Origin of the sequence: Streptomyces sp. SPB074 (assembly GCF_000154905.1) — a bacterium.
In the GTDB taxonomy this organism is placed as follows: domain Bacteria; phylum Actinomycetota; class Actinomycetes; order Streptomycetales; family Streptomycetaceae; genus Streptomyces.
Window position 1 is genome coordinate 2841801 of record NZ_GG770539.1, and the last position, 6221, is coordinate 2848021.

General features: G+C 74.7%; 5 protein-coding genes. 1 reads left to right on the forward strand and 4 read right to left on the reverse strand.

The genetic code is table 11. The annotated features are described in order from the left end of the window. From ilvD to SSBG_RS11665, 4 genes are all read right to left on the reverse strand, one after another. The coding region (gene ilvD / locus SSBG_RS11650) for a dihydroxy-acid dehydratase (protein ID WP_008746336.1) at positions 1-1714 on the reverse strand (1714 nt) is incomplete at its 3' end. 193 nt (positions 1715-1907) lie between these two features. Beyond that, complete coding sequence (locus SSBG_RS11655; RefSeq protein ID WP_008746337.1) at positions 1908-2558, reverse strand: TetR family transcriptional regulator; 651 nt, start codon at positions 2556-2558, stop codon at positions 1908-1910. A 157-nt stretch (positions 2559-2715) separates the two neighbouring features. Then, positions 2716-3609, reverse strand: a complete 894-nt coding sequence (locus tag SSBG_RS11660) for a sugar phosphate isomerase/epimerase family protein (RefSeq protein WP_037869513.1) — start codon at positions 3607-3609, stop codon at positions 2716-2718. Between the two features lie 186 nt (positions 3610-3795). After that, positions 3796-4827: a Ppx/GppA phosphatase family protein gene (locus SSBG_RS11665; protein WP_008746339.1), complete on the reverse strand. Its 1032-nt coding sequence runs from the start codon at positions 4825-4827 to the stop codon at positions 3796-3798. Positions 4828-5098: 271 nt separating this feature from the next. Here SSBG_RS11665 and SSBG_RS11670 point away from each other — a divergent pair, with 271 nt between their 5' ends. Further along, positions 5099-6163, forward strand: coding sequence for a hypothetical protein (locus tag SSBG_RS11670; RefSeq protein WP_420790270.1), 1065 nt, complete (start codon positions 5099-5101; stop codon positions 6161-6163). Positions 6164-6221: the final 58 nt, after the last annotated feature.

A 6221-nucleotide genomic window follows, 5' to 3' on the forward strand; every position in this document is an offset into this window, starting at 1 on the left:
CCGCCAGGGTCTCCTCGTCCACGAGGAGTTCCATCGAGCGGTTCGGGATGTCGATCCGGATGCGGTCGCCGTCCTCGACCAGCGCGATGGTGCCGCCGGCGGCGGCCTCGGGCGAGGCGTGGCCGATGGAGAGACCGGAGGTGCCGCCGGAGAAGCGGCCGTCGGTGACGAGCGCGCACACCTTGCCGAGCCCGCGGCCCTTGAGGAAGGACGTCGGGTAGAGCATCTCCTGCATTCCGGGGCCGCCCTTGGGGCCCTCGTAGCGGATGACGACGACGTCGCCGGGGGCGACCTTCTTGGCGAGGATCTTCTCGACGGCCTCCTCCTGCGACTCGCAGACGACGGCGGGGCCCTCGAAGGTCCAGATGGACTCGTCCACGCCCGCGGTCTTCACGACGGCGCCGTCCTCGGCGAGGTTGCCGCGCAGCACGGCGAGCCCGCCGTCCTGCGAGTAGGCGTGCGCGACGTCGCGGATGCAGCCGCCCGCCGCGTCGGTGTCGAGCGAGTCCCAGCGCTCCGACTGCGAGAACGCCTCGGCGCTGCGGCGGCAGCCGGGGGCGGCGTGCCACAGCTCGACGGCCTCCTGGCCCGGCGTGCCGCTGCGCACGTCCCAGGTCCCCAGCCACTCCTTGACGGAGGGCGAGTGGATCGTGTGGACGTCCTCGTTGAGCAGCCCGCCCCGGTACAGCTCGCCGAGGATCGCGGGGATGCCGCCCGCGCGGTGCACGTCCTCCATGTAGTACGTGGTCGAGCCGGCCACGTTGGGGGCGACCTTCGCGAGGCAGGGGACGCGGCGGGAGACGTCGTTGATGTCGTGCAGGTCGTAGTCCGCGCCGGCCTCGCGGGCGGCCGCGAGCAGGTGGAGGATCGTGTTGGTCGAGCCGCCCATGGCGATGTCGAGCGCCATGGCGTTCTCGAAGGCCGCGTGGGTGGCGATGTTGCGCGGCAGGACGCTGTCGTCGTCCTGCTCGTAGTAGCGGCGGACGAGCTCCACGACGGTCTCGCCGGCCTTCTCGTAGAGGGCGCGGCGGGCCGTGTGCGTCGCGAGGACGGAGCCGTTGCCGGGGAGCGCGAGGCCGATCGCCTCGGTGAGGCAGTTCATCGAGTTGGCGGTGAACATGCCGGAGCAGGACCCGCAGGTGGGGCAGGCGTTCTCCTCGATGCGGAGGATGTCCTCGTCCGAGACCGACTCGTTGACCGCGTCGCTGATCGCGTTGATCAGGTCGAGCTTGCGGACGGTGCCGTCGACCAGCGTCGCCTTGCCGGCCTCCATGGGGCCGCCGGAGACGAAGACCGTCGGGATGTTGAGGCGCAGGGCGGCCATCAGCATCCCGGGGGTGATCTTGTCGCAGTTGGAGATGCAGATGAGCGCGTCGGCGCAGTGCGCCTCGACCATGTACTCGACCGAGTCGGCGATGAGGTCGCGCGAGGGCAGCGAGTAGAGCATCCCGCCGTGGCCCATCGCGATGCCGTCGTCCACGGCGATCGTGTTGAACTCGCGCGGCACGGCGCCCGCCGCCTTGACGGCCTCGGAGACGATCCGGCCGACGGGCTGGAGGTGCGTGTGGCCGGGCACGAACTCGGTGAACGAGTTCGCGATGGCGACGATCGGCTTGCCGATGTCCGCGCTCGCTACGCCCGAGGCGCGCATAAGGGCGCGGGCACCCGCCATGTTGCGGCCGTGGGTGACAGTGCGGGACCTCAGCTCGGGCATCGTCGCTCGCTCCTCGTCGTACGGGGTGGTGATGCGCGCCGGGTGCGGCCGGGAGGGCCGCCCGCGACGCGTCGGGCTTGCCGTCGAGCGTACGCCTGCGCTCCAAGATCTGGACAGGGTGTCCGGAATGCGGGACGTTCCTTCTCGGTGCGGCGCCGTCCCCGCGGCCCCCGCGGGCGGGCGTGGGGGGTGGTCAGGGCCCGGCGGTGGTCCGTTCCGCCGTGAGGCCCGGGTCCGGGTCGGTGAGGTAGCGCTGGAGGGTGGGGGCGACGGCGGCGACGAGGCTCGCAGCGGGTTCGGAGGCGATGGGTTCGACGGCGAGCACGTAGCGGAGCAGGGCGATGCCGACGAGGTGCGAGGCGGCGAGTTCGGCCCGCAGCCGGGGTTCGGGGACGTCGAGCCCTTGGGCGATGCGTTCGAGGAGGCGGCTGAGGACGAGGGAGCGCAGGACCCCGGCGGCGGCCTCGTGGGTGAGCGCGGAGCGGACGAGGGCGAGCAGCGGGGCCCGCGTCGCGGGGTTCTCCCAGATGCCGAAGAAGTAGGCGGCGAGGCGTTCGCCGACGCCGTCGGCGCCCGCGCCGATCACGTCGGCGAGCCCGTGCGCCGGGCCGAAGTGCGCTTCGACGGCGGCGGCGAACAGGGCGTCCTTCGTGCCGAAGTAGTGGTGCACGAGGGAGGCGTCGACCCCGGCGAGCCGGGCGACGGCGCGGACCGGGGTGCGGTCGTAGCCCTGCGCGGCGAAGGCGGTCCTGGCGGCGTCGAGGATGCGTTCCCTGGCGCCGGGGCCGTTCGCGGCGAGGGCCTTGGGGGGCCGGCCGGGGCGTCGGCGGGGAATCCACCACATGAGTAGTCGTCCGCCTGCGTACCGCGCCTCCCGCGTGCGTGCCGTGAGCTGCCGTGCCGTGTGCTGCCCTGCCCTGTTGCGATGAGGTGCAAAGTGCGCCGCGCGTGCGGCACGCGCCTGTTCCGCGTGTCCGCCGGGTCGCTCGCCCGGGTGGTGTTCAGGGGCGGGGGGACCTCGCGGATGACGGGGCGGGCGGGCCGGGCTCGGTGTGCGGGCTCCCGCTGGCCTCGGGGCGGGGCGGGGCGAGCGGGGCGGCGAGGTGGAGGCGCGTGTAGGCGAGGGCTTCGGCGAGGTCGGCCTCGCGTTCGGCGTTGGACATCGCGCGCCGCGTGTTGACCTCGATGACCACGTGCCCCGTGAAGCCGCTCGCGGCGAGGCGTTCGAGCGTCTCGGCGCAGGGCTGGGTACCCCGGCCCGGGACGAGGTGCTCGTCCTTGCCGGAGCCGGAGCCGTCGGCGAGGTGCACGTGGGCGAGGCGGTCGCCCACGCGCGCGATCATCGCCGTGGCGTCGGTGCGGGCCGTCGCGGTGTGCGAGAGGTCGACGGTGAAGTGCCGGTAGTCGTCGTGCGTGACGTCCCAGTCGGGGGCGTAGGCGAGGAGTTCGCGCTCGCGGTAGCGCCAGGGGTACATGTTCTCGACGGCGAAGCGCACGTCCGTCTCGTCCGCCATGCGCCAGACGCCGGTCACGAAGTCGCGCGCGTACTGGCGCTGCCAGCGGAAGGGCGGGTGGACGACGACGGCCGAGGCGCCGAGGCGCTCGGCGGCGCTGCGGGCGCGCTGGAGCTTGGTCCAGGGGTCCGTCGTCCACACGCGCTGGGTGATCAGCAGACAGGGGGCGTGGACGGCGAGGACGGGGACGCGGTGGAAGTCGGAGAGCCTGCGCAGGGCGTCGATGTCCTGGCTGACCGGGTCGGTCCACACCATGACCTCGACGCCGTCGTACCCGAGGCGCGCGGCGATCTCGAAGGCCGTCGCCGTCGACTCCGGATAGACCGAGGCCGTGGACAGGGCGACCTTCGCCACCGGAACGCGGACCGCTGCTTCAACCACCCCCACAGCGTACGGGGCGGCGGCACGCGGCCGTCCGTGCGCGAGCCCGCCGCGACGCGCGGGCGGCGGTCGCGCCCGGCCCGGCCTGCGCGCGGGCGCGACGTGTGCGGTGCGCCACGGTCGGGGCGGGGAGGGCGGAAACGGAGGCGGGCCGGGCGGAAGCGGGCCGGGCGGGCGGTCCCGTCCTCAGCTCCCCGGCGTCCGGGGCGTGACCGGCGTCGTCGCCGTCGTGCGAACGCCCTCGGCGAGACCGCCCCCGCGCGTCTCTCCGGCGAGGCCGGACCCGCTCGCGTCTCCCGCGCGGCCGGGACCGCGCGTCCCTCCGGCGCGGTCGAGGCTGTCGAGGCGGCGGAGGATGACGCCTTCACGGAGGGCCCAGGGGCAGATCTCGGCGCGTTCGACGCCGAAGAGGTCGAAGGCGCCCTCGGCGACGATCGCCCCGGCGAGGCGCTGGTCGGCGCGGTCCTCGGGGATGCCGGGGAGTTCGGCGCGCTCGGCGGCGGTCATCGCGGCGAGGCGCGGCACCCACTCCTCCAGCGAACGGCGCTTGAGCTCGCGCGTCACGTACAGGCCCTCGGAGGAGCGGGCGGCGCCGCCGACGCGCGCGAGGCGGCGGAAGGTCTTGGAGGTCGCGACGACGTGGTCGGGCGGCCCGAAGCGGCTGAACTCGCCGACGACGCGGGCTATCGAGGCCCGTACGTAGGTGCGCAGCCCCCGCACGTCCGCGGACGCGGGCGGGTCGCCGGGCAGGCGCGTGTGGGTGAGGCGGCCGGCGCCGAGCGGGAGCGGGACGGCGGCGTCGGGTTCCTCGTCCAGGCCGTAGGCGATCTCCAGCGAGCCGCCGCCGATGTCGAGGAGCAGCAGCCGGCCCGCCGACCAGCCGAACCAACGGCGCGCGGCGAGGAACGTGAGCCGTGCCTCCTCCGCTCCGCTGAGCACGTCGAGCCGCACGCCCGTCTCCGCGCGCACACGGCGCAGGACCTCGTCGGCGTTGACGGCGTCGCGCACGGCGGAGGTCGCGAAGGGGAGCAGTTCCTCGACGCCCTTGTCCTCGGCCACCCGCAGTGCCTCGCGCAGGGTGGCGACGAGCGCGGTCACCCCGCGTTCGCCGATCGCGCCGTCCGCGTCGAGGAGCTGGGCCAGGCGCAGTTCCGCCTTGTGCGAGTGCGCGGGCAGCGGCCGCGCGCCGTGGTGGGCGTCCACGACGAGCAGGTGCACCGTGTTCGAGCCGACGTCGAGTACTCCGAGCCTCGTGGCCGCACACGCTACTGCGCCGGGCCCGGCGCGCGGGCGGGGTACGCAGCGGCGGGCCGGGGCGTACGGGGGCACGAGGGACCGGAAGCGCGGGCGCGGGGCCGGGAGCACGGGTGGCGCACGGGTGGCGGGAACGGCGCGGGGGCGGCCGCGCGCCGGGGGCCCGCGGTGTGACCTTCGGGGGACGCGGGCGCGACGTTCCCGGTCGGCGGGGCGACGCGCTTACGCTGGGCGCGTGCCGAAGACGAAAAAGGCGAAGTCCCCGGAAATGCCGCGCTCCGAAGAGGCTCCCGAGATGCCGCAGCAGAAGCAGGACAAGCGGAAGCGCAAGCAGGACGAGAAGCGGGCGGACGGCCGGAGCGCGAAGCCGGGTGCCGGGCGGGGCGGGAAGCCGGTCGGCGGGCGGGACGCCAAGCGGAGCGCGAAGCAGGCCGCTCTGCTCGCGCGCGAGCTGCGGACCGCCTCGCCGGAGGACGCTTCGGACGCGGAGGGCTCGGGTGCGGTGGCCGTCGCCGCGGCCGGTCCCGGCGCGCCCCCGCTCCCCGAGGGCGACGAGAAGGGGCTCGATTTCGCGCGGGCGTGGGTGGAGTTCCCCGACCCGGACGACGAGGAGCAGGTCTTCCGCTGCGATCTGACGTGGCTCACCTCGCGCTGGTCCTGCGTCTTCGGCAGCGGCTGCCAGGGCATCCAGGCCGGGCGCGCGGACGACGGGTGCTGCACGCTCGGGGCGCACTTCTCGGACGAGGAGGACGAGGAGCGGGTCGCGGGGTTCGTCGAGCGCCTGACGCCGGACATCTGGCAGCACCACGACGTGGGCACCTCGACCGGCTGGGTGCAGCTCGACGAGAACGACGGGGAGCGGCAGACGCGGCGCTGGCAGGGCTCGTGCGTGTTCCAGAACCGGCCCGGTTTCGCGGGTGGCGCGGGCTGCGCGCTGCACATCCTGGCGCTGCGCGAGGGCCGCGAGCCGCTGGAGACGAAGCCGGACGTGTGCTGGCAGCTCCCGGTGCGCAGGACGTACGACTGGGTGGAGCGGCCGGACGGCACACAGATCCTCCAGGTGTCGATCGGCGAGTACGACCGCAGGGGCTGGGGCCCGGGCGGTCACGACCTGCACTGGTGGTGCACCTCCGCGACCTCGGCGCACGGCGCGGGCGAGCCGGTCTACGTCTCGTACCGGCCGGAGCTGACGGAGCTGATGGGCAAGCAGGCGTACGCGCGGCTGGTCGAGCTGTGCGAGGCGCGGCTCGCCTCGCACCTGCCGCTGGTGGCGCCGCACCCGGCGGACCGCGTGGGGTGACGCGGGGGGGCGGGGTGACCCCGGGGGCCGCGTGAGGTGATCCCCGGGGGCCCGCAAG